Below are 19831 nucleotides of genomic sequence, written 5' to 3'. Positions count from 1 at the left end.
ACGAGGTTAGCTGCCAGCGCCCTTGTCTGATGGGGCTTTGTCTGGCGGCGCAAATTTGTGCGTACGGCTTGTCCCCGCCTCAAGCGGCAGGTCGACATGCGCAAAACCAAGGCCAATGAAGAAAGACACCACGCCGGAGATCGTCTTGAACTCGCGGATCTTGATATCGTTGTAGGTCGTCCGCGTGCGGGCGGTGACGAGGAGCTTTTCCACCCCGTCATCAGAGACAACACGCATGATCCAGACCCCGTAATAGCTGGGGCCTTTCTTGTGTGCCGACTCTTGGCACAGGATTTCTGCGCTATAGCCGCTTTCCACGAGTTCGCGGAACCTGGCTTCCGTAACCACATTTGGTGCTTCGATGTCCCAGTTCATGGCCCGGCTCACGCTTTCTCCAATGGCGCGACCCCAGGCATTCCTACTTGAAGCCCAGAGTTACGATAGTATATTATCAACCGCAAGATGTAATATCGTGCTTTGGCTGTAGTTTGGTTACGCAAACACTAGTCACGGCCAGTGTCCGCGATCAAGGAGATAACAGGTTTGAGAAACCCAAGGTTGACATGCCTGCTCCCATTGCAAGCTATGGCCCTTCTGATCTGCGTTCCTGGGCCGGTTTTGGCGGCATCCTGCTTCGCCCCGGCCCGTCCCTTCCTGCCAAGTGATTCGCAGGCCGCGCGGGACTATGCGGCTATCATCCGCAGCGATTTCGAAAATTACATCCAGGATATCCAGAGCTATTTCCGTTGCCTCGACAGCGAACGCGCCCGCGCGTTCGAAGAAGCGCGGGAAGTCAGCGAGGACTATGGCCGATTTCTACAATTGGTAGGGGATTGATGGGCAACCTCGGGAGCATCAGACTTGCAGCCCATGGAAACCAGACGCCGATAACACCCTCATATATCTACTTTTTAGATAACAGATTTCATCCGCTAGCGACGTCACAAAAGGTATGTGACGCGTGGCAAAGACAATCAGAAGCACAGGACAGGTGGCACTTTGCCAGGCATTGGTCGACGCCCGCATCAAGGCGGGCCTCGGTCAGGAGGACTTGGCGGTCAAGCTCAAGTGCCATCAATCCCTCGTGGCGCGCATTGAAAGCGGCCAACGCCGGGTCGACGTCGTCGAACTGGTCGTCCTCGCCCGCGCCATCGGCTTTGACCCCTCCGAGGTTCTGGCGATCGTTGAAGCCGCCACGGAGCCCGACCACCGGATTTGAGCCATTTCATCTTTCGAGAACACGGGAGCTGACTTCTCCCGGTGTGAATTCGTTACCGCGAGGACGAACAGTAACCGATTTTAACGAGGCCCGGCACACGGTTGCAGCAAACGCTTTGGATCTGAGCTGCTATCCGCAACGCCAAATTGCAGGAAGTCAGTAAACAGTGAACGAAAATGAGGTCGAAGGCGTCGCGATCGCCAATTTGATTGCAGCCGATGAAGAAACCATTGTCGGCTGGGTATATCGCTGGAACACAGGTGCTCTGGCAATCCGGTGGGACATGCATGGCCCACAGCGCGTCTCAAGGATTTACCCGGATCTCTGCGATGCCGATAAAGCTGAAATCGACTTCGCGTCTCTCACGCAGCTGAATTGTCGCTACGACTGACATGGAAGAATATGGCCTTTATGGCCCTCAATTGTGTGGTTTTTCGTGCATTCCAGGTTTGATCTCGTACAAGGCTTTGCGCGACGTCGTAGTAGCTCATCAGTCAGTAATTGACCTGCTCGAAGCCGTAATTCCCGCTATAGTCACGCCACTCTATGAAGACGGATCTGTGATAAATGTTCGGGCAGTGCTCGCCCCACCGCTCAAGACCGGCATGCGCCGCGGGAAGCGCTGCGGGTGACGACGACCTCCACGAAAAATCGCCCTGGATCCCATAGGTGCCGAGGACAACGACTGCGCTGCGGTTGCAGTCGCCATCTCGCCCGGATTCGTGCTGTCGTGCATACCGTACATCGAAGACGCGGATGGACCGCACGAAATTGAACTCTGGCCCGCTGATATCGATGTCCGCGCGGTCCTGAACGAGCCGCAGGGCGAGGTCGGTGGGAACGAGATTATCTACTGGCAAGGATTGAAGCGGTCGACGGCTGTCGGTTCGGTACAAGGCTTCAAAGATGCCGCCAGCGTTGTTTTGTAACCGATCGTTCTCGTAGGAGGCGCCCATGGGACAGCGCCAGATTTGCAGCGGTGGTTCGACCGGCCAAGGTGTAATCCGCCGGATAAATTCGGCGCGGGCTCGGGCGCAAGGGACGGAAGCAGGCCAGCCGCCAGACAGGCACAAGAGGATCGCGCAATCGATCGGGTATGTCTGCGCGCGGGCGGGTATTGGCAGCGAAGAACCTGTCACGGTCAAAGCGACTGCGACCGAGGGGAGGAGCTTCTTGAGTAAATGGCGCATGCTGTGGAGCCTCCGTGATAGGAGTTCAGCATACATACAATAATATACTATCGCAACGCTAAGTATAAATTCGCATAATGAAGTTTATGTTAACCAACTGGCGCCCTGAGCCGCTAAAACATTACGATTTGATAATGCCCCGGCAAGGGCAGTGCCACCGTACCAAAGTTACTCCTTTGCGAAAGGAGCGACCATGTTCAGAACTTTCGGATTGCTCTTGGGTCTCGCAACTGCTGTAGTTCTTTTGTTTATGGTTTCGAACAGATGCTGTCTTCTGCGAAGGCATCTGATTGAAAGCTACTCTACCTTTCACTTGCCCAGGCGATTGCCGCCTTCATTTCCGCCGGGTCGAACTAACGGAGTTCTGCCGTGGTCAGCACGTCGGCGAACCTGGTTCCCCACTCCAACAAAGCCCCTTCGCCCACCACAGCGACGCGGCGGAAGTCATTCCTATGGGCTGTGTCGATTTTCAGATCTTCGAGCAGAGCGGACGGCCCATCGTAGCCTTCGAACCTCGTGAGATCGAGAACCAGGCCGGGCTTACTTGTCTCTTGCAGGCGCTCATGAAGCAGGGCGTGCATCCGTTTCAGGTCGCTTTCGCTGAGCTTGCCCTCGCAGGCGAGGCCAATCGTGTCGTCATGAGCTGTCAGTGTCTCGGTGAACATGGTTTTCCTCCTCTTTTTCCGGTTTGCCGTGACCGTAAAGGTCAGCGTTTTCGTGTGCGCGGTCTTCGTGCTCAAATTCCAGACTCGAATGACCGATGCTGAAATCGTCCTTCAGCCGGTCCTTGATCGCGGCCTTGATCTTTTCGATTTGACCCCAGCCGTCCGCTGTCAGCACGACGTGGCAGTCCAGAGCCGCCTCGTGCTCCTGCATCTGCCACAGATGCACGTGATGAACGTCCGCGACACCATCCACACCCCGCATCGCCTGAACGACGGTTTCATTATCGATGTCCGGTGGACTGCCGAGCATCAGCGTCCGAATCGGACCGCCGATCTCGGTAAATGCGAGGTAGAGGATGTAGAGAGCGATGCCGATGGTGATCGCCGGGTCGACCCACCGCATGTTGTAGAGGAGGATGAGCGAGCCGCCGATGATGACCGCCACGGAGGCCAAAGCGTCCGATAGGTTGTGCAGGAAGAGCGCACGGATGTTCACGCTGCCTTTCTGCATCGAATAGGTGAGCAGCGCCGTCAACGTGTCGACGACCAGTGCCACACCGCCCAGGATCACCACCGTCCAGCCCTGTACCTCTGGTGGGTCGATCATGCGCATGCCACCCTCGTAGATCAGGTAGAAGCCGATCAGGATAAGTGTCGTGTAGTTGATGAGCGCTGCGACGATTTCTACCCGCCCATAGCCGAAGGTCATGCGCTTGTCCGCCGGGCGGCGAGCGATCTTACGCGCGAAGAAGGCGATCACCAGCGACGCCATGTCCGAGAAATTGTGGAGGGCATCCGCGATCAGCGCGAGGCTGCCGGAAAGGATCCCGCCGACGATCTGCGCGACCGTCAGGAGGCCGTTGGCCCAGATGGCGATGGAGACGCGACGATCACCGGATTGAGGATCGATGTGGGCGTGGCCGTGATCATGCGGCACGGTTCGTCTCCTCATGGCGGTGGTTCGGCCGATCGAATCCGGGGACCGGCGGCAAGATTCCGCGGCGGATGCGGCGAACCCTGGCATTCATCCAGTGACGGATGACGTGGCGATAGAGCAAGTCGCGCACAAATCCGAAGTTCTGGCGGTGATTGACCCATCCGTCGCCCAAGTCCACCTCTACCCAGGAGTGGAGGATTTCGGACGGCGCGAGGGGATAGACGAGTTCCGGAACGACGCCTCTCTGAAGCGCCTTGTGGATTGTGAACCCGTGCAGTCGGCAGCGAACTCCCACGCCACGCAGCAGGGCCATGAGGAGCGTGCCCTTGGTGTTGCACTGCCCGTGGCCATCTGCGAGGACCTCGGACGCCGGAATGTCGTCGGCGCGGTTGTAGCCGAAGGTAATCTCGTTCCTGACGAAATCGTAGATGGCCCCAATTCGGTCGTCGCTGGGAAGGTCTGCCCAGCCGCGCTCCTCGATCAGTTTTGCAATTGAGGTCGCGTCAAAATCCAGCAGCCGGGTTTTGGCCAAATGAGGGTCGGCGGGGTTCACGGGATACCTCCTCGAATCGTTCACGAGAATATGTAGTTGCTACAGTCACTGTAGCTTCAAGCCCCGATTTCAGGCCGAGTCCTTGGTTACCTGATCGTCATTGTGCACCGCCTTGTGGTGTTCACCATGCGCGTCTCTCAGGATTCCGACGCCACCCCAGGCCGCGATGCCGGCGACAATCACGCCCACGACAAGGTCCGGCCAATTCGTTCCGAGCCAGGCTACGAGCCCGCCTGCGACGACGATTCCGAGATTGGCCGCGAAGTCGTTCCAGCTGAACGTATTCGCCGCTCGGATGTTTACGTCTGGATCGCGAAGCCGTGCCAGCAGCCAGACGCAAAGTGCGTTGATGGCCGCCGCTACCAGCGCCATGACAATCATGATCGTGCCAAGAGGATCCGATCCGCCGACGTAGCGGCGCCACGCGTCATACAGGATTCCAAGGGCGAAGAGGATCAGCAGGCCGCCCGAAACGTTCGCCGCTCCGCGCTTCCACTTGGCGGAGCGGGACAGCGCGAAGAGGCTGATCGCGTAGACGAAACTGTCCGACAGATTGTCGAGGCCATTGGCGATAAGCGCGCTTGACTCGCCGAATGCGCCCGAGGCGAAGAAAGCGACTGCCAGCCCGATGTTGAGACCCAGCACGATCCAGAGTGTGCGTCTTTCCGTTGCGTTTCTCTGCTCCGCCATGCCGGGTATCCAAATTAGTGAATTGCCAATGAGTAACTAACACCGGGCTTTTTGCGTTCCGATCAAAGGTCGTCGAAATTGCTCAGGCGCCGATCTCTTCATGGTCGGTCAGGCATTCGGAATGGTCGCGCAGTACCTCGAGCACACGGCAATCAGAAGTCTGTCCGCCGCTGCACTCATGCACCATCCGCTTCAATTCCGTCCGCAGCGCCTCGAGCCGCGCCAATCGTTGCTCGACCTGTTTGAGTTGCCGACGGGCTATTGCATCCGCCTCAGCGCAGGACTTTCCCGGATGATCGCTGAGATCGAGGAGCTCACGGATCGCGTCCAACGAGAACCCCAGTTGCCGTGCGTGCCGGACGAATGACAAGCGGTCGAGTTCGGCGTCGCCATAGCGTCGTTGGCCCCCCTCGGTCCTGCCGGGCTCAGGCATAAGTCCGATCTGCTCGTAATACCGGATGGTCTGCACCTTTGTTCCGGTCTTCTTCGCCAGCGTCCCAATCGTCAGCATTTCCGCTCCCCACATTACCTACAGTGGGTGTAGCTTTATGCGGTGCGCATCACAAGCTTCACCCGAGTTTCACAGATCGGTGATTGTTGGCCGATCGATGACAATCACGCTTGAACCTACAGTAGCTAGAGGATGTAAACGCACACAAAATATAGAATCAGGTTCGGGCGGAGCGGCGTGAGGCTTTCAGGTCTTCAGAAGGTATTGTGGGTGTTGGCGGGCGCGGCGGCGTTCGTTTTCATCTGGCTGTTGCTATGGTCCGACTACCGTGCCGATCTTGCCCGCACCGAGAGTGAACCACCGTTTCTTGCTGATTTCGAACTGACCGATCATCGCGGCATGGTCCAAACGGACGAAGATTTCGCAGGGCGCTGGATGCTGGTCTTCTTTGGCTTCACCAATTGCCCCGACGTCTGTCCGACAACACTGTCCGAAGTCGCGGCCGTGATGGAGGGCCTGGGCGATGAGGCAGCAATGGTTCAGCCGATTTTCATAACGATTGATCCGGAGCGGGATACGCCGACTGCACTTGCCGAGTATGTGCCCCTGTTCGACGCAGGGATCATCGGGCTGACCGGTACACCGGAGCAGATCGCCGCGACATCCGAAACCTTTCCGATATTCTTTGAGCGGATCGAGCAGGCGACTGCGCCGGGCGGATACACGATGGGTCACACGTCGCATCTTTTCCTTTTCGACACGCAAGCAGGCTTCGCGGACTCCTGGCCCTACGGCACGCCCGCCGAAGAGATCCTCGCCGATCTGAGACAGAGGATCTGATCGTCATGACCCGACTTTCCGGAGAGACGGCCCTTGGCCTGGCCTGGATCATCGCGCTCACCGCGTCGCTTGCCGTGCTCTTCATCGGCGAGGTTCTGGGGCAGACACCTTGCGTGCTCTGCTGGTTCCAGCGTGCCTTCATGTTCCCCTTGGCCATCATCCTCGGGCTTGGGCTGTGGTGGCAGGATCGGCGCGTGGGTCGCTACGGGATCGCGCTGGCTTTGGGCGGTGCCGCCGTCGCGCTTTGGCACTTGGGCCTCTATGTCGGCGTTATCCCCGAGCGTATCCAGCCCTGCACGGCGACCGGCCCATCCTGTACCGACGACAATCAACTGGTCTTCGGCATTCCGATTCCTTTGATGGCGCTCGTCGCCTTCGCGATGATCGGTCTGCTGTCGGCTCTCTCACTGAAGGAAACACAAAAATGAAACGACGCGGCCTCATCCTGTCCGTTCTCGCGCTCGGGGTCGCCGGTTTCGGCGGTGCCGCCTGGTATGCCACCCGCCCCGACCCGATTGCCGCGTCCGATCCCATCGACCCTGAAATGGCCGACGCGCTGATCCGACCCTATTCCCCGATCCTCGGGCCCGAGGATGCGCCCGTAACCATCGTTGAATTCTTCGACCCGGCCTGCGAGGCATGCCGCGCTTTCTATCCGGTCGTCGAGGATATCATGGCGGAGCACGGAGACGCGGTGCGCGTTGTAATCCGCTATACGCCTTTTCACGGCGAGGCGTCGGTAGAAGCGATCCGTGTGCTCGAGGCGGCGCGCATGCAGGACGTGTTTGAACCTGTGCTCGAGGCAGTCTTGCGAGAGCAGCCCAGATGGGCGTCTCACGGGACCCCGGCACCCGGATTGATCCTTGAGATTGCAGCAAGCGGAGGTCTGGATGTCGAAGCTGCCCGGACACAGATGCTGGCCCCCGGTGTTGTGGCGGTGCTCAACCAGGACCGCGCCGATGTCGAGACAGTCGGGGTCCGCCAAACGCCCACGTTCTTCGTGAACGGCAAGCCTCTCGATCCGTTCGGTGAGGCCGAATTGCGGAGGCTGGTGGCAGTGGAAGTTGCGGCAAGCCAAAGCTGATTTGCGGAGGCAGGAGAAACGAGTGGTGAAGAAGTTGAGATATACCAATGCATTGGCCGTGCTTTTGACGGTTGCAGGGCTGTCGGCCCCCGCACTGGCCGGTTCGGAGGATGTCGTGGTCGAGAATGCGTGGTCCCGCGCCTCGATCGGCGTCAACAGGCCAGGTGCCGCCTATATGACCGTGCGCAACACGGGTGAAGACGCCGTTACGCTGACCGGACTTGCGACACCGCTGGCAATGATGCCCGAGATCCATGAGTCGAAAACCAACTCCGATGGCGTCAGTTCCATGGCGCCTGCAGGCGAGATCACGATTGAGCCCGGCCAAAGCGTGGCATTGGAGCCGGGCGGGTTGCACGCCATGCTCATGAAGCTGCAAGAGCCGATGACCGAAGGCGAGAATTTCCCGCTGACACTGACCTTCTCGGATGGCGGCAAGGTGACGGTCGAGGTCCCAATCCTCGGAATCGCCGCGCGTGGACCGGAGGGCTGATGCAACGTCGGCAGCTCCTTCTATACGGCGCAGCCGGTGCCGGCGTTCTTGGCCTGACGCTCTTCGTGGGCTGGTGGCGGGTGGACGGGCCCGGTGCGCCTGAACCAAAAGGGCAGCGGCCCCTGCCCCTATCGGCGATGGAGTTCCGGCTGACCGACCACGAGGAAAATGAGGTAGGGCCTGGCAACCTGATCGGTCGTCCCACAATGGTGTTTTTCGGGTTCACCTACTGCCCGGACGTCTGCCCGACGACCCTATCGGATATTTCCGGCTGGCTTGAGGAACTGGGCGACGAAGCATCAGAGATGAACGTGGTCTTCATCACGGTCGACCCGGAGCGGGACACGGTCGAGGCCATGGCCGAATATGTCGGCTATTTTCATCCGGTCATTCGTGGCTGGACGGGGCCGGAAGACCAAATTGCCCGCGCTGCAGAAGGGTTTCGTGCCTCATTTGAGCGCGTCCCGACTGAGGGCGGCGGCTATACGATGAACCATACGGCAAGCGTATTCCTGTTCGATGCCGAGGGTGAGCTCGTCACCATGATCGACTATCACGAGCAAAGAGAATTCGCGGTGCCGAAGATCCAGCGCGCACTGACAGAAGACGTAGAGGGGGCAACATGAAGATAAGAACTGTCTTGGCGGCCGTTGCGGTCGCAGGCGCATTTTCGGTGACCGCCATCGCCATCTCTGGCGTTCTGTCCAAAGAACCGGTGCCCCCTGCGATTGCTGAAGCGACCCTCTGGACTCCCAATCCGCTTGCGCCGCCTCGGATTACCGAAACCAATTCGGTCCGCCCTACACTCGCCCAGGCGGATATCGCATTCGAGTTCAGACCCCGGCCGCTCCTGACCGTTTCCCCCGCTGATACCTCCTTGCCATCTATCGAGCCCCCGCTGGTCACCTGGTCGCGGGAGATTGCGTCCGGCGAGACGCTTGATGCGGTCCTTTCCGATGCGGGGCTGGATGCTTCGGATCGCGCCGAAATCGCCTTGGCGATTGGCACGGAATACGATCTGCGCCGTCTGCGTCCGGGTCACATCATTACGGTGGTTTCCACAACGGACGACAACCCGCGTCGTGTAGAGCTCGCCGTCGAAGACGGTGTCCGGATAGAGGCGGTCTTCGGCGAACAGCTTGCCGCCCGCGTGTTGGACCCGGATCCCGAATTGGTGACTTTCGCCGGCGAGGCGGTGATCGAGAGCTCGATTTTCGCCGCCCTGAACACGGCAGACATCCCCGCCCGTTTTGCGGTGGACCTGGCGCAGATGCTGGGCGGCACCGTGGATTTCCGTCGTGATCTTGCGGGTGGCGAGACGATGCGCCTCCTTTGGCGCGAGGCCCGAGACGGGAACAAGAGGATTGGTCAGTCCGAGCTTGCCTTTGCCGCACTGGATATCGATGGCTCGGTCTATGAAATCGTCTGGCCGAACGACGGCAGCGGCCAAGCGACGATCTATGTCGACGGAGAAGTCCTGCGCGTGTTTGCGCAACCGGTCGAAGGTGCACGGCTGAGTTCTGTGTTCGGGCGCCGCACCCATCCGGTCTACGGCAATGTACGGATGCACACAGGAGTCGACTTCGCGGCGGCGCGCGGCACGCCGGTACAGGCGACGGCGCCGGGCCGCGTTAGCTTCATCGGCCGACGCGGTGGGTATGGCCGGGTCGTCGAGATCGCTCATGGCTCCGACACCCTGACGCGCTATGCGCATCTGAGCGCCGTACCGGACGGGCTCACACAAGGGCAACGCGTGATGGCCGGAGATATGATCGGGCGGGTCGGTGCGACGGGTACCGCGACAGGCCCCAACCTACATTACGAAGTGCTGGTGGACGGTCGCCCAACCGACCCTCTCTCTGACGACCGATTGGCAGAGGCGGCCGAGCGTGAAGCGGACGACACGGCCGCGCTTGAGCGACTGCGTGAGGCGCGTTCACTTCTTGCTGAGAGGCTCGCCAGCGAATTTGCACAGACGACAACCGAAAGGCTTTGATCCATGAAACGATTTACTCCCGCCCTTGCCATCGCATTTGCCTTGCTTCCTGCGGCGCAGGCCGTCGCAGAGGCGATTCAGATCGACGTCCGGAAGACAAACGGCTGCGGCTGTTGCCTGTCCTGGATGAAGCACCTCGAGGAGAATGGCTTCGCGCCGATGGGCGAGGACATGTTCGGAGGATCTCTTGTGCGCTTCAAACTCGACAATGGCGTGCCGCAGCGCATGGTCTCCTGCCATACGGCTTTGGTCGACGGCTATGTGATCGAGGGCCACGTGCCGGCGGCTGACATCCAACGCCTGCTGGAGGACCGGCCAGACGCGGTAGGCCTGGCGGTGCCGGGAATGCCCTACGGGTCGCCCGGCATGGGACCGGAGGACGACCGGGAGGCTTACGATGTCTTCCTGATCCACGAAGACGGATCGACCGAGGTCTACACCAGCTACTCGGCTCCTGACTGAACTCGCGGCAGAACCTTAACAATTGGAACCCCTCTCCCCCATAGCGCTTGGCTTTCTTGGAAGCCTGGCCGCCGGATCGCTGACCGCGGTCGGGGCGGTCCCCGTTCTTTTTGGGCGCATCCCGTCCCGGGCCACGCGCGATCTGCTGCTTGGCTTCGCGGCGGGTGTCATGCTCGCGGCTTCGTTCTTCTCGCTGATCATCCCGGCTCTCGACGCAGCTGAAGGACAGTTCGACAACGGTGCTCTCCCGGCGGCCATCGTATGTGTTGCGATCCTGCTTGGCATGGGCGCGGTCGCTCTGATGAACGAACGGCTACCGCATGAACATTTCAAGACGGGGCGGGAAGGTCCCGACGCCGCATCGCTGCGGCGCGTCTGGCTTTTCATCATCGCGATCACTATCCACAATTTTCCCGAAGGGCTTGCCGTCGGCGTCGGGTTCGGGGCTGACGGTTTGTCGGGCGGGTTGCCACTTGCGATCGGTATTGGATTACAGAATGCCCCCGAAGGTCTGGCGGTGGCGGTTTCGTTGCTCGGCGAGGGCTATTCCAGGCTTCGCGCCTGGGGCATCGCCGCTCTGACCGGTCTCGTCGAGCCCGTCGGTGGACTTCTCGGCGCAGGGATTATCAGTCTTTCGCAACCGCTGCTGCCCTGGGGTCTCGCCTTCGCAGCAGGTGCGATGCTCTACGTCATCAGCCACGAGATCATTCCGGAAACCCACCGATCCGGCCATCAGAACAGGGCGACGCTCGGCCTCGCCGTTGGTCTTGTGATCATGTTGTTCCTCGACGTCTGGCTGGGATAAGCTGATGAGAACTTGCCTCTTCGTCGGTCTGCTTGCTGCGCTGATCGCCTTTCTTGTCGATCAGGCAACGAAGGCAATCGTTGTGTCCAATGCGACTGTTCTTAGTTCCGGCGTATCGGTCTTTCCCGGCTTCAATCTCATCTACCTGCGCAATGACGGAGTGACCTTCGGGCTTCTCGGCGGCGCGCCGTGGTGGAGCCTTGTCTTACTGGCGCTTGGCATCTGCGTCTGGCTGGCGTTCATGCTGGTCCGTACCAGCAGCCGGGTCGAGGCCATTGCCTATGGTGCGATCATCGGCGGTGCACTCGGCAATATTCTGGACCGCCTGCGCTATCGTGCGGTGACGGATTTCCTCGATTTCTACATCGGGACGGCGCACTGGCCTGCCTTCAACATGGCCGATGTTTTTGTGGTTGGCGGCGTGATGCTGCTGCTCATTGCGCCGTGGGTTGGCGCTCGACTTCAGACCGATTCATGAAGCCGGGATTGCCGCAGTTCGTTAGTGAGGACCTGAACCTGTTCCAGCGCATGGGTCTTGCCCTTGCTGCCGGCGGATTGACGGTTTTGACTCTTCCGCCGTTTTCTTGGCTCATCGCGGTCCCTGTCGCCTTCTCCGTGCTCTTTATCGTTCTCCGGAACATCTCAACCTCGCGCGCTTTCCTTGTCGGTTGGGCTTTCGGACTGGGCCAATTCGGGATTGGAATTTCCTGGATCGCCGAGAGCTTTTACGTCGATGCCGAACGTTTCGGCGCACTGGCGATTCCGGCGGTCGCGGGTCTGTCCGCCGGACTTGCCATCTTCCCGGGCATGGCGGCGATGCTTTTTGCCGCCATCATGCAGCGCCGAGCTGTCGGCGGCATTGCGGCGGGCCTGCTGTTTGCAACCTGCTGGGTGGCCACGGAATGGCTGCGGGGTCATGTCCTGACAGGGTTTCCCTGGAACCTTGCCGCTTATGCCCTTGTCGACTATGCCGCCCTGCGCCAACCCGCCGCCTGGGTCGGAAGCTACGGTTTGGGCTTTCTCACGGTCTTCATCGGCATATTGCCAGGTGTGTTGACTGTGGCGGCGCCAAAGAGACGCGCGCCTGTTCTCGTGCTCTTCGCCGTTGCTGTGGCGGGTTTCTGGGTTGGCGGTGCGCTTCGGTCAGGGCAGGACGTGCCGCCGACAGACGTTGCTTTGCGCATCGTCCAAGGCAATGTGCCACAAGTCGAGAAGTGGGTACCGGGCAGCCGCCAGCGAACCTTGGAAAAATACCTGGGCTTGTCCGCGCAACCCGGACGTTTCGATTTGCTGCTTTGGCCGGAAACGGCCTTCCCCGGCTTTCTGGACGAAGATGCTGCGGCACGCGCGCGGATATCTGCAGCTTTGCCAGACGGCAGGATCCTACTGACAGGTGCGCCTGACCGAGTGGAGGGCGATGGGGGAACCAGATATTTCAACACGGTTCAGGCCTATGACGGCAGCGGCGAGGTTCTGACGGGGTATGCAAAACATCATCTTGTTCCGTTCGGGGAATATGTGCCCCTGAAAGGCTGGCTGCCCATCGAGCGGCTGACCGAAGGGTTGGGCGATTTCACGCCGGGACCAGGGCCGCGCACGCTGGCGATCCCTGGCGCGCCTCTGGTCGCGGTGGCGATCTGTTACGAGATCATCTTTCCGGGCCACGTGGTCGATGACCTTTTCCGCCCCGACTGGATATTCAACGCCACAAATGATGCCTGGTTCGGAACCAGCATCGGACCCGAGCAGCACCTCGCCTCCGCGCGGATGCGCGCGGTCGAGGAGGGACTTCCCGTGGTCCGGGCGGCCAACACTGGGATATCCGCGATCATCGACGCCAATGGAAATGTCGTCGCGCGTCTTGATACCGGGGAAACAGGCACCATTGATGCCGGCCTGCCGGGCGCGCGTACTCCAACGCCCTATGCGCGGTTCGGCGACTGGACCTTGTTGGTTCTTGTTTTTGGGTGCTGGGTCTTCGGCTGGCTGGCCAGTTTGCTCGGACGAGATCCCGATGCGCGGCATTTTGGAACGGAGGTATCCTGATGCTTGTGATCGTGAGCGCTATCGGAGGCGCGATCTGGGGTGGCTATCTGGCACGACGGAGGAGGGGGAATCACCTGGATATCCTCCAATATGCGGTAGCGTCTGCGATCGCCTTCGGACTTGTCGCCCTGTTTGCAACCATCGTGCTGTCGCGGGTTCTCGGCTAGCGAGCTTCGAAATTGCGCAAACGTGTCAGCGGCTTGAAGACCTGATAGCTCGAGGTCCCGATAGAGAATCGCGCGAATGTGCATCTAGGCGAGCTCATTTCTGATTGAGCCGTCGCTCGAACGCCTCCAATGTCGTCCCGCTGACGTGATGCTCGATCCCTTCCGCATCGCGTTCCGCGGTCTCTTCGTCGATTCCCAGGCTCAGAAGAAAGGCGACGACGACCCTGTGGCGGCGTCGACAGATCTCCGCGAGGTCCTGCCCGGCATCGGTGAGGAATATCGCGCGGTATGGCTCCCGCCGGACCAGACCAGCAGCCTTGAGCCGCGAGATGTTCTTGGTCACGGTCGGCGGCTTCACGCCAAGCCGCTCGGCGATCTCGACCGGTCTGGCCTCCCCGCGCGTCTCGATCAGTTCCGCGATCAGTTCGACGTAATCCTCCGCCATCTCGCTTTCATGTGCCTGACGCACGGTCGCAAAGCCATCGGCCTGCGCCTCGGGAGCCCGGTCGACCGCTTCGAATGGCTCACGCCCTTGTGATTGTAGCTTTGTCATACTCGGGACTTTGCAGCGAAACAGCGGGATTGACAACTTGTTTGCTTCGGGTAGATAAGTTAGCCATGTCTAACTTTTTACTTTGGAGGCCGTGGTGATGCGAAATATTATGAGAGTGCTGCTCGCCACACTCGCAAGTGCGCTCCTCCTGTCCGGACCTGTCGCCGCGACGCCGGCCAAGGAGGCGCCTTGGCTTCCCGAGGCAGCGGCCTACCGTCTGACGCTCTTTCTTGGAAATCTCGAGCCTCTGCCCTGGGACGACATCGAGACCGCCTGGACGGAACCCTACCGGGGTTCGGAATTCTCTGTCGGGGCGCTGGCGTGGCTGGACCGCAAAAGCGATATCGAGCTACCGAAACCGCCGGATCAATGACCGTGCGCCAGTGCTCCTTTCGCCATCTGCTCGCCCACCGGTTCTCCGCCTGAAGGCCCGGCCTCAACCTGATGGCCGTTCAGGAGCCGAAGTGCGTTGGCGACCACCAGCAGAGACACGCCTACATCCGCAGCAATGGCGCCCCACATTGAGGCCATACCGAACGCGGTCAGCCCGACGAACAGCGCCTTGGTCGCCAGCGATATGCCGATATTCTGGTGGATGATCGTCATGGCACGGCGCGAATGGCCGATAAGCCAGGGTACCTTGCCGATGTCGTCGGTCATCAGCGCGATGTCGGCCGTCTCGATCGCGGCATCCGATCCGACAGCGCCCATGGCGATGGCATAATGCGCCCGCGCCATGGCCGGTGCGTCATTCACACCGTCGCCGATCATCGCCACCATGTCGTGGCTTTCGACGAGTTCCTCAATGGCCGTCACCTTGTCTTCTGGCAAAAGTTCGGCGCGCACCTCGTCGATGCCGACTTCGGCTGCCACCGCGCGCGCGGTGCGTTCGTTGTCGCCCGTCAACATCACGATGGTCTTCACACCCTGCGCATGCAGACGCGCAACGATCCCCTTTGCATCTGGGCGGATGCGGTCGCGAAGCTCCAGTACGCCGGTCACGCCGGTCTCGTCACCCACGGCAACGAGGGTGCTCCCTGCCCCTTCGATCCGATCCCGCAGATCCGCCGGAATGGCATTGCCGAACCCCTTCTCTTCGGCGAAGCGATCCGAGCCGAGCCAGATAGCGCGCCCGTCGGCGCGTCCTTCCAGACCGCGCCCGGGCACGGTACGGGTGTCCTCTGCGGCAGACACGGAAACACCATCGGCTTCGGCGCGCGAGAGGATGGCGCGTGCCAGCGGGTGTGAAGACCGCGCCTCCAGGCTTGCTGCCAGCGCCATGAGATCGCGTGCGGAAACGCCGACCAGTGGGTGAACCGCCGCCACCTCAGGCTCGCCCATGGTGATCGTCCCGGTCTTGTCCATCGCCAGTGCCGTGGTCCGCCCCGGCGCCTCGACATAGGCGCCGCCCTTGATGAGCACCCCCGCCCGTGCCGACGCGGTCAGCGCTGCCACGATGGAGACCGGCGTAGAAATGACCAGCGCGCAAGGACATGCGATGACCAGAAGGACCAGAGCATTGTAGAACCAGTAGTCCCAGGCGCCGCCGAGCAGCAGTGGCGGCACCAGCGCGATGGCGATCGCCAAAGCCATCACGATGGGTGTGTAGATGCGCGCGAACTTGGCCACCCACTGTTCGACCGGCGCGCGGCGGGCATGGGCATCGCCCACCATGCGAATGATTTTCGCGAGCACCGTGTCCGAGGCGGCCTTCGTCGCCCGCACCGTCAGTGTGCCCTCGCCGTTGATCGTGCCGGCATAGACCTCGTCGCCTGGTTCCTTGGGCACTAGCGCGCTTTCCCCAGTAATTGGGGCCTGATCGACGGCCCCTGCCCCGTCCACGACCTCACCGTCGAGGGGGATCCGGTCGCCGCCGCGCACGATAAACCTTGCATTGACTGCCACGGCCGCGGCCGGAACGTCGGATTCAGATCCGTCGTCGTAAAGAACCCGCGCCGTTGGCGGCGCCAGATCGAGGAGCGCGGAAACCGCATTACGCGCCCGCCCCACGCTCCAGCTCTCAAGATAAAGCGAAAGCGAGAAGAAGAAGGCGACCGTCGCGGCCTCAAAAAACTCGCCGAGGCCGATGGCGCCCGCGACGGCCACCACCATGAGCAGGTTCATGTCGGGGCTAAGCCTCCGCGCCGAAGACCAGGCCTTGGGCGCGACAAGCCAGACGCCAAAAAGAATCGCGACGGCGAAGATCCCTGCTTCCACCATAGGCATAGGCACCTCGCCATGGCCCGCAAAGAGCCCGAGCGCGCCGCCCATGCCGGTCTCGACAATGTGAAAAAGGAATCCCGCCGCCCAGAAGCCGCCGCTCAACGAGGTAAAGCGCTTCTGACGTGCCAGATGCGCCGCCTGGTCCTCTGCTGCGTTGTCGGCATCCCATGGCTTGGCGCTCATGCCGGTCGTTGCGACCAACTGCGTGACTTCGTCGTCTGGTATCCTCTCGGCGCTATCGAGGATGGTCATTCGCCCGTTGATCACGTCGAATGCCAGGTGTTCGGTTCCGCCCACTTTCGGCCCGACAACCCGGTTCAGGATCGCCACCTCTTCGGCGCAATCGAGCCCGGAGACCTGAAAGCTCCTTCCGCCAGACGGCGCTGGCGCCGTGGACGCGACGTCCTTGCTGGCGTCGCAACAGGAGTTGCCTCTTGGGTCAGAATGCTCTTGATCACCCGGATGGCCGTGATCGTTGCGGTTGCCGTCGGAAGACATGGATTGACCTCAGGATTCATTGATTCCACATTGACATAGCCCCTACAGTAACTAGAGCTTCAAGGGCAACAAGTGGATATTCGTCCAGCAAGAAAGGCGCCCTGCGGAGGCTTGAAGCTAGCCGCCCCCTTGAAACGACGCGGTTGGAGCAACGCTTGCCGGTACGAAGCGATCAGAATGAGTGAGGTAGACATGCAGAAACGAAACGCGCCGATTATCGCAGCGACATTGGTGCTTGCTGGCTGCGCGGTGCCAACGCTGGACGACGGCGGCGCTCGCAACGAAGTGGGAAGTGTTCCCGAGGCCGTCATTGCCCTTGCTGCGCCTGGTCAGGATCTCACCACGGCGCGGCTTCGTCCCGAGGATGGCTGTTATTGGTATGAACACAGCGGTCCGGTGGAAAACACCTTGGTTCCGCTACGCTCGGCAGGTGGCAACCCCATCTGCACTTCGCGCCAGTCCTGATCAGCCCATAGATGCGTCAAGCCCACGCGTAACACATGATGCGCCAGTCAACTTCTCGGGGTGACGCTGTCTTCCGCCGAGTACAGGAATGCCGTCGAGCCAATCTCGACGTTGGGATAGAGATCATTGATGTGTGCCATGACCATTCGGACGCAGCCGGAACTCGCACGGCCGCCAATGCTTCTTGGATACGGTGTCCCGTGAATCCTTAGATAGGTGTCTCGGTCGCCGACGAAGAGATAGAGGGCTCGCGATCCGAGCGCGTTTTCAGGTCCGGGTTCCATACCGTCAGCGATATCGGCGTAGAGCTCTGGGTCGCGGTCGATCATGTTTTGTGTCGGCTGCCAATGCGGCCACCTGACCTTGCGCTTGATCGTATAGGTGCCCGGTTCGTAAAGTTTACCGCGCGCGATCGCCACGCCATAGCGCATCGCCGTGCCGCCTTCTTCGATGTGGTAGAGATAGCGCGCAACAGCATCGACATGGATATCACCGGGTACAAGTCCGTCCTTCGCGAGGACCCGCTGTGGCAGGAAGCGAGGGTGAAGGCCCCAAGGGTTGGACGTGGCCGGGTCGTAGCCGGGAGGTGTAACCTGTGCGTCCCAAGCTGCCTTCTGCGCATCGGTAGGCCACGTGTCTGCAAGGAGCGGGCTGGATATCGATGCCGAAAACAGCGCGGTGGTCGTCTGGATGAAATGTCGTCTTGTCAGCATATAGATTGCTCCGTTCACGCATTGGACGGCAAACCGAACCTTACCCCGAACGCAGTGTTGTTCGCCCGGGAAGGAGTGAGGCGTTATTGGCAACTTGCTCCATGGTGCCGTTCTTTGTCGGTGGCTTAACTCCTAAAGCTACTAGAGGTTCAAGAAAATTTTCTGTTATCAATAGACGCTGCTACTAATGGAGCTATCCGATCCGTCCCAGAACCGGAAATACGTCGAGCATCCAGTATGACAGCGCGCTCAACTGCCCTGTCATCATCGCCAGCCCCATCAAGATCATCACTATGCCCGCAAGCTGGTGGAGGCGGCGGCCAACCCGGCCGATGGCCCGCAACCGTCCCGCGATCTGGTCGGTGAATCCGGCCACGATCAGAAACGGTATTCCAAGGCCGGCGGAATAGACGGCAAGCAGCATGATACCTTCGCCCATCGTGGCACTCGCCGCACTGGCTGTCAGGATCGCGCCGAGGATCGGGCCGATGCACGGAGTCCAGCCGAAACCGAAGGCAAGACCGAGGACATAGGACGCAGCGGGTTGGCCCCCGGGGATGTTGAGATTGAATCGGAAGTCGCGTTCCATGACCGAAACACGCGCGGCTCCTATCATGAAGAGCCCGAAGAAAATGATGATGCCGCCCCCAACGAGGTTGAGTTCATACCGCCACCGAAGCAGGGCCTGACCCATTGCAGTCGCGGATGCGCCAAGTCCCATGAAGATGGTGGAGAAGCCGAGGACAAAACACAGGCTTAGCCAGACCGCGCGCGACGGCGAAGCGCCGACCACCCCGCCCTCAGCGGCTGTGCGCCCGGTTACGTAGGAGACATAACCTGGCACAAGAGGTAGCACGCAGGGGGACAGAAATGATATCGTGCCGGCTAGGAGGGCGGCGGTGAGGGCGCGCGCCAAGTGATGTCTTCGTCGACCCAGATCAGCAGGGACCCCCGCTTGCGCAGCGATGCGTTGTAGCTGGACCAGTTGGTCGTACGATAGCGGGCGGGAGATGGGTTGCTCATGGAATGCGGCTAACAGCATGGGTTCGCGAAGGGAATCCTGAGGCGTCAGACTTGTGCAACAACGCCCCGTATCATCGACCTAGTGGTGCCCACATGGCAGGCTATTTCAATGGATAGATTTTTCTCTATCAGTATGCCCGCGGCTCAGTTTGTTAGAAATGTCCTGCTGTTCAGCTTCGCTGCATTACTGCCGGTCCTGTTGTTCTACGTCTTACTGGCTCCGGGCTTTGCTCCGGCTCTTGCTGCCGGCGGACCGGCACTCATGCGCTTTCTAAGGCAGGTTGCGACCAACGGTTTGCCCGTGGTTTTTGCCGTCAACTATGTCAGTTTTTTCCTTTTCGCTATGACAAAGCAACCAAAGGCGGGCTCAAGAGACACGGCGTTTTTCGTGCTGGTCGATGTCTTGCTCAGAGCCCTTCTCTTTCCAGGTCTCCACGTGCTGATATACGTTCTATCTGCCGACTGGTTCGGGTCATTCGGCGGCAATCGTTCAACCGCTTTGGCGGTTGTATCCCCGACTCTTGCGCGTTCGGCGTTTTTCGAGAACATCTCCGGCGTTTACCTCTATGCGACTATGATAAGCGCGTTGCCGCTCTACGTCTCGGCTTTCGGGCGGTCGGAATTTCTTGGACCGGTTGTACGTCGCTTGCCCATGAACACGGGCGTGATGCTGCTTGCCCTGGCTGCGTTTGCCTTGTCGGTCGGGCTGATCACGATCGGCGCACAAGGCATCGCATCTCTTCAGGCCAGGTGATGGC

At 60.4% G+C, this 19831-nt stretch carries 28 protein-coding genes and 1 pseudogene; 17 read left to right on the top strand and 12 right to left on the bottom strand.

Annotated elements, in window-relative coordinates; all coding sequences use genetic code 11:
• Nucleotides 1-6: 6 nt before the first annotated feature.
• The gene (locus TQ29_RS18555) at nt 7-375 is read right to left on the bottom strand and encodes a hypothetical protein (RefSeq protein ID WP_008327368.1); all 369 of its coding nucleotides are present in this window, start codon (nt 373-375) and stop codon (nt 7-9) included.
• Nucleotides 376-585: 210 nt separating this feature from the next.
• Here TQ29_RS18555 and TQ29_RS18550 point away from each other — a divergent pair, with 210 nt between their 5' ends.
• From TQ29_RS18550 to TQ29_RS18540, 3 genes are all read left to right on the top strand, one after another.
• Nucleotides 586-837, top strand: a complete 252-nt coding sequence (locus TQ29_RS18550; protein ID WP_054540609.1) for a hypothetical protein — start codon at nt 586-588, stop codon at nt 835-837.
• A 124-nt stretch (nt 838-961) separates the two neighbouring features.
• Nucleotides 962-1219, top strand: a complete 258-nt coding sequence (locus TQ29_RS18545; RefSeq protein ID WP_054540608.1) for a helix-turn-helix transcriptional regulator — start codon at nt 962-964, stop codon at nt 1217-1219.
• Between the two features lie 166 nt (nt 1220-1385).
• Entirely contained in the window at nt 1386-1610 is a 225-nt protein-coding gene (locus TQ29_RS18540; protein ID WP_054540607.1) for a hypothetical protein, read from the top strand.
• A 103-nt stretch (nt 1611-1713) separates the two neighbouring features.
• On the opposite strand, the gene TQ29_RS18535 is transcribed toward TQ29_RS18540, so the two are convergent.
• The 6 genes from TQ29_RS18535 to TQ29_RS18510 form a co-directional block, all read right to left on the bottom strand.
• Nucleotides 1714-2409 (bottom strand): hypothetical protein, encoded by a 696-nt coding sequence (locus TQ29_RS18535; RefSeq protein WP_245758949.1) that lies wholly within the window; start codon nt 2407-2409, stop codon nt 1714-1716.
• 353 nt (nt 2410-2762) lie between these two features.
• Nucleotides 2763-3074 (bottom strand): STAS/SEC14 domain-containing protein, encoded by a 312-nt coding sequence (locus TQ29_RS18530; RefSeq protein WP_007803481.1) that lies wholly within the window; start codon nt 3072-3074, stop codon nt 2763-2765.
• Nucleotides 3046-4011, bottom strand: coding sequence for a cation diffusion facilitator family transporter (locus TQ29_RS18525; protein WP_007803480.1), 966 nt, complete (start codon nt 4009-4011; stop codon nt 3046-3048). The genes TQ29_RS18530 and TQ29_RS18525 overlap by 29 nt, the downstream gene beginning before the upstream one ends.
• Nucleotides 4001-4564 (bottom strand): transglutaminase family protein, encoded by a 564-nt coding sequence (locus TQ29_RS18520; RefSeq protein WP_007803479.1) that lies wholly within the window; start codon nt 4562-4564, stop codon nt 4001-4003. The genes TQ29_RS18525 and TQ29_RS18520 overlap by 11 nt, the downstream gene beginning before the upstream one ends.
• A gap of 69 nt (nt 4565-4633) precedes the next feature.
• Complete coding sequence (locus TQ29_RS18515; protein ID WP_008327361.1) at nt 4634-5254, bottom strand: cation transporter; 621 nt, start codon at nt 5252-5254, stop codon at nt 4634-4636.
• A gap of 82 nt (nt 5255-5336) precedes the next feature.
• Nucleotides 5337-5765, bottom strand: a complete 429-nt coding sequence (locus TQ29_RS18510) for a helix-turn-helix domain-containing protein (protein ID WP_007803476.1) — start codon at nt 5763-5765, stop codon at nt 5337-5339.
• A 213-nt stretch (nt 5766-5978) separates the two neighbouring features.
• Between TQ29_RS18510 and TQ29_RS18505 the strand changes: the two genes are divergently transcribed.
• From TQ29_RS18505 to TQ29_RS20990, 11 genes are read left to right on the top strand one after another with little or no spacing between them, the layout of a single operon-like run.
• Nucleotides 5979-6545, top strand: coding sequence for an SCO family protein (locus TQ29_RS18505; protein ID WP_007803475.1), 567 nt, complete (start codon nt 5979-5981; stop codon nt 6543-6545).
• 5 nt (nt 6546-6550) lie between these two features.
• On the top strand, nt 6551-6973 hold the full coding sequence (locus TQ29_RS18500) for a disulfide bond formation protein B (RefSeq protein ID WP_007803474.1): 423 nt from the start codon (nt 6551-6553) through the stop codon (nt 6971-6973).
• Nucleotides 6970-7629, top strand: a complete 660-nt coding sequence (locus TQ29_RS18495; RefSeq protein ID WP_054540605.1) for a thioredoxin domain-containing protein — start codon at nt 6970-6972, stop codon at nt 7627-7629. The genes TQ29_RS18500 and TQ29_RS18495 overlap by 4 nt, the downstream gene beginning before the upstream one ends.
• A gap of 22 nt (nt 7630-7651) precedes the next feature.
• A complete protein-coding gene (locus TQ29_RS18490; RefSeq protein WP_008327335.1) occupies nt 7652-8122 on the top strand; it encodes a copper chaperone PCu(A)C in 471 nt (156 codons plus the stop codon).
• Nucleotides 8122-8748, top strand: a complete 627-nt coding sequence (locus TQ29_RS18485; protein ID WP_007803468.1) for an SCO family protein — start codon at nt 8122-8124, stop codon at nt 8746-8748. Before TQ29_RS18490 ends, TQ29_RS18485 begins: the two co-directional genes overlap by 1 nt.
• A complete protein-coding gene (locus TQ29_RS18480) occupies nt 8745-10118 on the top strand; it encodes a M23 family metallopeptidase (protein ID WP_054540604.1) in 1374 nt (457 codons plus the stop codon). The genes TQ29_RS18485 and TQ29_RS18480 overlap by 4 nt, the downstream gene beginning before the upstream one ends.
• Nucleotides 10119-10121: 3 nt before the next feature.
• On the top strand, nt 10122-10580 hold the full coding sequence (locus TQ29_RS18475; RefSeq protein WP_007803465.1) for a DUF411 domain-containing protein: 459 nt from the start codon (nt 10122-10124) through the stop codon (nt 10578-10580).
• Between the two features lie 22 nt (nt 10581-10602).
• Complete coding sequence (locus tag TQ29_RS18470; RefSeq protein ID WP_054540603.1) at nt 10603-11385, top strand: ZIP family metal transporter; 783 nt, start codon at nt 10603-10605, stop codon at nt 11383-11385.
• 4 nt (nt 11386-11389) lie between these two features.
• Nucleotides 11390-11863 (top strand): signal peptidase II, encoded by a 474-nt coding sequence (gene lspA, locus TQ29_RS18465; protein ID WP_007803461.1) that lies wholly within the window; start codon nt 11390-11392, stop codon nt 11861-11863.
• On the top strand, nt 11860-13431 hold the full coding sequence (gene lnt / locus TQ29_RS18460; RefSeq protein WP_009807490.1) for an apolipoprotein N-acyltransferase: 1572 nt from the start codon (nt 11860-11862) through the stop codon (nt 13429-13431). Before lspA ends, lnt begins: the two co-directional genes overlap by 4 nt.
• Nucleotides 13431-13598 (top strand): hypothetical protein, encoded by a 168-nt coding sequence (locus tag TQ29_RS20990; RefSeq protein WP_007803456.1) that lies wholly within the window; start codon nt 13431-13433, stop codon nt 13596-13598. The genes lnt and TQ29_RS20990 overlap by 1 nt, the downstream gene beginning before the upstream one ends.
• A 94-nt stretch (nt 13599-13692) precedes the next feature.
• Here the strand turns inward: TQ29_RS20990 and mntR are convergent, their stop codons facing one another.
• On the bottom strand, nt 13693-14151 hold the full coding sequence (gene mntR / locus TQ29_RS18450) for a manganese-binding transcriptional regulator MntR (RefSeq protein ID WP_008327326.1): 459 nt from the start codon (nt 14149-14151) through the stop codon (nt 13693-13695).
• Between the two features lie 97 nt (nt 14152-14248).
• Between mntR and TQ29_RS18445 the strand changes: the two genes are divergently transcribed.
• Entirely contained in the window at nt 14249-14524 is a 276-nt protein-coding gene (locus tag TQ29_RS18445) for a hypothetical protein (protein WP_012187175.1), read from the top strand.
• On the opposite strand, the gene TQ29_RS18440 is transcribed toward TQ29_RS18445, so the two are convergent.
• A complete protein-coding gene (locus TQ29_RS18440; protein ID WP_007803450.1) occupies nt 14518-16704 on the bottom strand; it encodes a cation-translocating P-type ATPase in 2187 nt (728 codons plus the stop codon). The two genes, TQ29_RS18445 and TQ29_RS18440, sit on opposite strands and share 7 nt — an antisense overlap.
• 345 nt (nt 16705-17049) lie before the next feature.
• Between TQ29_RS18440 and TQ29_RS20485 the strand changes: the two genes are divergently transcribed.
• Nucleotides 17050-17337 (top strand): hypothetical protein, encoded by a 288-nt coding sequence (locus TQ29_RS20485; RefSeq protein ID WP_369817429.1) that lies wholly within the window; start codon nt 17050-17052, stop codon nt 17335-17337.
• 47 nt (nt 17338-17384) lie between these two features.
• Here TQ29_RS20485 and TQ29_RS18435 read toward each other — a convergent pair whose 3' ends face one another.
• The 3 genes and pseudogenes from TQ29_RS18435 to TQ29_RS20835 all read right to left on the bottom strand — a co-directional run.
• Nucleotides 17385-18050 carry a L,D-transpeptidase gene (locus TQ29_RS18435; protein ID WP_007803448.1) on the bottom strand — a complete coding sequence of 222 codons (666 nt, stop codon included), beginning with the start codon at nt 18048-18050 and terminating at the stop codon, nt 17385-17387.
• A gap of 193 nt (nt 18051-18243) precedes the next feature.
• Nucleotides 18244-18966 (bottom strand): cytochrome c biogenesis CcdA family protein, encoded by a 723-nt coding sequence (locus TQ29_RS18430; RefSeq protein ID WP_007803446.1) that lies wholly within the window; start codon nt 18964-18966, stop codon nt 18244-18246.
• Nucleotides 18954-19073 (bottom strand): annotated as a pseudogene (locus TQ29_RS20835) (IS5/IS1182 family transposase); the annotation flags it as partial. The pseudogene TQ29_RS20835 and the gene TQ29_RS18430, both read right to left, overlap by 13 nt.
• A gap of 109 nt (nt 19074-19182) precedes the next feature.
• On the opposite strand from TQ29_RS20835, the gene TQ29_RS18425 reads away from it, so the two are divergent.
• On the top strand, nt 19183-19827 hold the full coding sequence (locus TQ29_RS18425) for a hypothetical protein (protein WP_054540602.1): 645 nt from the start codon (nt 19183-19185) through the stop codon (nt 19825-19827).
• Nucleotides 19828-19831 lie beyond the last annotated feature (4 nt).

Origin of the sequence: Actibacterium sp. EMB200-NS6 (genome assembly GCF_001305615.1) — a bacterium.
GTDB lineage: Bacteria > Pseudomonadota > Alphaproteobacteria > Rhodobacterales > Rhodobacteraceae > Actibacterium_A > Actibacterium_A naphthalenivorans.
The sequence above is the reverse complement of the archived record's forward strand: the minus strand, read 5'-3'. Positions and strand labels throughout refer to the sequence as shown.

Bases quoted from the DNA above. Each gene is read 5' to 3' on its own strand.
- TQ29_RS18555 (WP_008327368.1), bottom strand. From the start codon at position 375: ATGAACTGGGACATCGAAGCACCAAATGTGGTTACGGAAGCCAGGTTC.
- TQ29_RS18550 (WP_054540609.1), top strand. From the start codon at position 586: ATGGCCCTTCTGATCTGCGTTCCTGGGCCGGTTTTGGCGGCATCCTGC.
- TQ29_RS18535 (WP_245758949.1), bottom strand. From the start codon at position 2,409: ATGCGCCATTTACTCAAGAAGCTCCTCCCCTCGGTCGCAGTCGCTTTG.
- TQ29_RS18530 (WP_007803481.1), bottom strand. From the start codon at position 3,074: ATGTTCACCGAGACACTGACAGCTCATGACGACACGATTGGCCTCGCC.
- TQ29_RS18515 (WP_008327361.1), bottom strand. From the start codon at position 5,254: ATGGCGGAGCAGAGAAACGCAACGGAAAGACGCACACTCTGGATCGTG.
- TQ29_RS18510 (WP_007803476.1), bottom strand. From the start codon at position 5,765: ATGCTGACGATTGGGACGCTGGCGAAGAAGACCGGAACAAAGGTGCAG.
- TQ29_RS18500 (WP_007803474.1), top strand. From the start codon at position 6,551: ATGACCCGACTTTCCGGAGAGACGGCCCTTGGCCTGGCCTGGATCATC.
- TQ29_RS18495 (WP_054540605.1), top strand. From the start codon at position 6,970: ATGAAACGACGCGGCCTCATCCTGTCCGTTCTCGCGCTCGGGGTCGCC.
- TQ29_RS18485 (WP_007803468.1), top strand. From the start codon at position 8,122: ATGCAACGTCGGCAGCTCCTTCTATACGGCGCAGCCGGTGCCGGCGTT.
- TQ29_RS18480 (WP_054540604.1), top strand. From the start codon at position 8,745: ATGAAGATAAGAACTGTCTTGGCGGCCGTTGCGGTCGCAGGCGCATTT.
- TQ29_RS18475 (WP_007803465.1), top strand. From the start codon at position 10,122: ATGAAACGATTTACTCCCGCCCTTGCCATCGCATTTGCCTTGCTTCCT.
- lspA (WP_007803461.1), top strand. From the start codon at position 11,390: ATGAGAACTTGCCTCTTCGTCGGTCTGCTTGCTGCGCTGATCGCCTTT.
- lnt (WP_009807490.1), top strand. From the start codon at position 11,860: ATGAAGCCGGGATTGCCGCAGTTCGTTAGTGAGGACCTGAACCTGTTC.
- TQ29_RS20990 (WP_007803456.1), top strand. From the start codon at position 13,431: ATGCTTGTGATCGTGAGCGCTATCGGAGGCGCGATCTGGGGTGGCTAT.
- mntR (WP_008327326.1), bottom strand. From the start codon at position 14,151: ATGACAAAGCTACAATCACAAGGGCGTGAGCCATTCGAAGCGGTCGAC.
- TQ29_RS18445 (WP_012187175.1), top strand. From the start codon at position 14,249: ATGCGAAATATTATGAGAGTGCTGCTCGCCACACTCGCAAGTGCGCTC.
- TQ29_RS20485 (WP_369817429.1), top strand. From the start codon at position 17,050: ATGAGTGAGGTAGACATGCAGAAACGAAACGCGCCGATTATCGCAGCG.
- TQ29_RS18435 (WP_007803448.1), bottom strand. From the start codon at position 18,050: ATGCTGACAAGACGACATTTCATCCAGACGACCACCGCGCTGTTTTCG.
- TQ29_RS18425 (WP_054540602.1), top strand. From the start codon at position 19,183: ATGGATAGATTTTTCTCTATCAGTATGCCCGCGGCTCAGTTTGTTAGA.